Source organism: Arthrobacter sp. TB 26, from assembly GCF_000427315.1.
Lineage (GTDB): Bacteria > Actinomycetota > Actinomycetes > Actinomycetales > Micrococcaceae > Arthrobacter.
In genome coordinates, this window is record NZ_AUPJ01000325.1 from 1 (window position 1) to 3,503 (window position 3,503).

General features: G+C 68.5%; 3 protein-coding genes. 2 read left to right on the top strand and 1 reads right to left on the bottom strand.

Annotated features, from left to right (window positions below; all coding sequences use genetic code 11):
- Positions 1–179: 179 nt before the first annotated feature.
- The gene (locus K789_RS0112325) at positions 180–716 is read right to left on the bottom strand and encodes a GNAT family N-acetyltransferase (protein WP_024367013.1); all 537 of its coding nucleotides are present in this window, start codon (positions 714–716) and stop codon (positions 180–182) included.
- A gap of 160 nt (positions 717–876) precedes the next feature.
- On the opposite strand from K789_RS0112325, the gene mshA reads away from it, so the two are divergent.
- Together mshA and K789_RS0112335 are read left to right on the top strand one after the other, a co-directional pair.
- A complete protein-coding gene (gene mshA, locus K789_RS0112330; protein ID WP_024367014.1) occupies positions 877–2,163 on the top strand; it encodes a D-inositol-3-phosphate glycosyltransferase in 1,287 nt (428 codons plus the stop codon).
- A 121-nt stretch (positions 2,164–2,284) separates the two neighbouring features.
- Positions 2,285–3,503 (top strand): formate--tetrahydrofolate ligase (locus K789_RS0112335; protein ID WP_029704974.1); only part of this gene is annotated, 1,219 nt, incomplete at its 3' end.

Here is a 3,503-nt window from a genome sequence, read left to right on the forward strand (position 1 = left end):
CGGCCACCAGCCGGGATGCCGGGACCACGGGTGCGGGACGGCGGGACGCGGCCCTGGCGGCCTTCGCCGGGCACCCGCTGGTCGGTTCCGGGGACCTCGCGGGAAAACTGCTGGCCGGGTACGAAGACGCATTTCCGGAATTGCAGGAGCTCTGGCGCGGGAAGCAGTAGGTACCGGACCTACAGCCGGCGGTACATCACGTGCAGGCCCACATAGCCCAGGCGCGGGTGCAGGAACGCCTCCGGGATGGTGGCCAGCACTTCGAAGCCCATGGACCGCCAGGCCGCAACGGCCCGGACATTGCTTTCCACGACGGCGTTGAACTGCATGGCGCGAAACCCGGCGGCCCGTGCCGCGTCCAGCGAGTAGGCGCACAGCGCGCGGGCCACCCCTTTGCCCCCGTGCGCCGGATGGACCATGTACCCGGCATTGGCGACGTGGCTTCCGCCGCCGCCCTGGTTCGCGTGCAGCTCGCCGGTGCCCAGGATGACCCCTGCCAGCTCCCCCCGCCCCTCCGCAACGAAGGTCTGGCCCGGGGCCTGTTTGAACCAGCGTTCGCGGGCCTGGTGCTCGGTGGTGTCCCGGTCCCAGGTAAATGTTTCCCCGGCCCTGACGACGGGCTCAAGGATCGCCCAGACCGCAGGCCAGTCCGCGCCGGCGGCCGGACGAATTACCCAGCCGGGGGCGGTGGACTCAGTCGCGTCTCTTATGCTCACAGCCGTCACGTTAGCAGCACGCCCGGCCCTGTGACCGGCGCCGCCCGCCGCCCTGTGAACCCGTGGGAACTTCAGGAGTAGTGTTTTATCGAAACGCAGATCCGGCAGTGTCCACCAGGGCGTGGCCATCAGGACCTGTCCACGAGAGGGAGGGAGCAGAATGTCGCTGATCCGGCGCGTCGCTTTCCTCTCCCTGCACACCTCGCCGATGGAGCAGCCCGGCTCCGGCGACGCCGGGGGCATGAACGTTTACATCCGCGCCCTGGCCGCGGCCTTGGCCGATACCGGCGTCGAGGTGGAGATCTTCACCCGGTCCACGTCCGCCGGACAGGCCGCCGTCGAGCACCCCTCCCCCGGAGTCTGCGTCCACAACGTCCTGGCTGGCCCGGCCCGGAAGCTGCCCAAGGAGGAACTGCCCGAACTGCTGCACAGCATGGTTGCCGAAATCGACCGGATCCGGCAGCTCCAGCCGCACGGCCGCTACGACGTGATCCATTCGCACTACTGGGTTTCCGGGGTGGCCGGGCTCGAGCTCGCCAGCCTGTGGGGACTGCCCCTCGTGCACACCATGCACACCATGGCCAAAGTGAAGAACCTGCTGCTGGTTGCCGGTGAGCAGCCGGAACCGCGCCGGCGCGAGGACGGCGAGCAGCGGATTGTCGACGGCGCCACCCGGCTGATCGCCAATACGGGCACCGAAGCGGCGGAACTGGTCTCGCACTACAACGCGGATAACGACCACATCGACGTGGCGCCGCCGGGCGTGGACCTGGACATCTTCACGCCGGCGTTCCGCAGCCGGGCCCGGGCCGCCCACGGAGTGCCGCCGGGCCGCTTCCATCTGCTGTTCGCGGGGCGGATCCAGCGCCTGAAAGGCCCGCAGGTCCTGATCAAGGCCGCCGCCCTGCTGCGGGCACGCCGCCCTGACATCGACCTTCAGCTGACCATCGTCGGGGCGGTCAGCGGGTCCAAGGACTTCGATCTGAAGTCGCTGATCAGCGCCGCCGGGATGGACGACGTCGTCACCCACCATCCGCCGGTCAGCGCCCCGAAGCTGGCTGGCTGGTACCGGGCCGCCGACGTTGTGGTGATGCCCTCCTACAGCGAATCCTTTGGTCTCGTGGCGCTCGAAGCCCAGGCGTGCGGGACACCGGTGGTGGCCACCAAAGTCGGCGGGCTGTCCCGCGCCATTTTCGACGGCCGGACCGGGTTGCTCGTCGAAGGCCACAAGGCCGCGGACTGGGCCGACGCCCTGGAAGCCCTGTATGACGACCCGGCGACCCGCGAGGACATGGGCCGCGCGGCTTCACTGCACGCACAGGAATTCGGCTGGCAACGCACGGCCGCGATCACGCTGGAGAGTTACCACACCGCGCTGAGCCAGTATTTTGGAAACCTGACCATTCCGGTGGGCCACACGCCCTCCACCGGAACCGCGGGCCGTTAACAGCGGCCTGAAACCACTGGCCGGAACACCCACCGACGCCACGAGCCAAAGGACAAGGATGTCTGAAACCACGATTCCCGGAACCGCTGCCCCCGCCGCACCGTCCGGCCGTGCCGCAGCGATGAGTGACCTGGAGATCGCGCAGAACGCCACGATGAAGCCGATCGAGGAGATAGCTGCCGCGGCCGGTATCAGCGCCGAGGCCATCGAGCTCTACGGCCGGTACAAGGCAAAGATCGATCCGGCCAAGCTCGCAGGCTCGACGGCCGGCGGCCCGGCCCGCGCCCCGGGCAAGGTGGTGCTCGTCTCCGCGATGTCGCCCACGCCCGCCGGCGAGGGCAAGTCCACCACGACGGTGGGGCTGGCGGATTCCCTGGCCCGGGCCGGCCACAAGGTGATGATCGCGCTGCGGGAGCCGTCACTCGGCCCGATCCTGGGCATGAAAGGCGGCGCCACGGGCGGCGGCTACTCCCAGGTGCTGCCGATGGACGAGATCAACCTGCACTTCACCGGCGACTTCCACGCCGTCACCTCGGCGAACAACGCCCTGATGGCCCTCGTGGACAACCACATCTACCAGGGCAACGAGCTGAACATCGACCCGCGCCGGATGACCTTCAAGCGGGTGCTGGACATGAACGACCGTTCCCTGCGCGAGGTCGTGATCGGCCTGGGCGGTCCGACGCAGGGCATCCCCCGGCAGGACGGCTTCGACATCACCGTGGCCTCGGAGATCATGGCTGTCTTCTGCCTCGCCACGGACCTCGCCGACCTCCGGGGTCGGCTGGGCCGCATCACTTTCGGCTACACCTACGACCGGCAGCCGGTCTCAGTGGCTCAGCTTGGGGTCCAAGGGGCCCTGACCATGCTGCTCAAAGACGCCATCAAACCGAACCTGGTGCAGACCATCGCCGGGACCCCGGCCCTGGTCCACGGCGGACCGTTCGCCAACATCGCCCATGGCTGCAATTCCCTGATCGCCACCCAGACCGCCCGCAGCCTCGCGGACATCGTCGTCACCGAGGCCGGCTTCGGCGCGGATCTGGGCGCTGAAAAATACATGGACATCAAGTCACGCGTCGCCGATGTGGCTCCGTCCGCCGTCGTGATCGTGGCGACCGTCCGCGCCCTGAAGATGCACGGCGGCGTCGCCAAGGACCAGCTCAAGGAGCCCAACCTGGACGCGCTGGCTGCCGGCGTCGTCAATCTTCAGCGCCATGTACGGAACGTGGAGAAGTTCGGCATCACGCCGGTGGTGGCGATCAACAAGTTCGCCACAGACACCCCCGAGGAGCTGGACTGGCTGCTGGAATGGTGCGCCGCGGAGGGCGTCCAGGCCG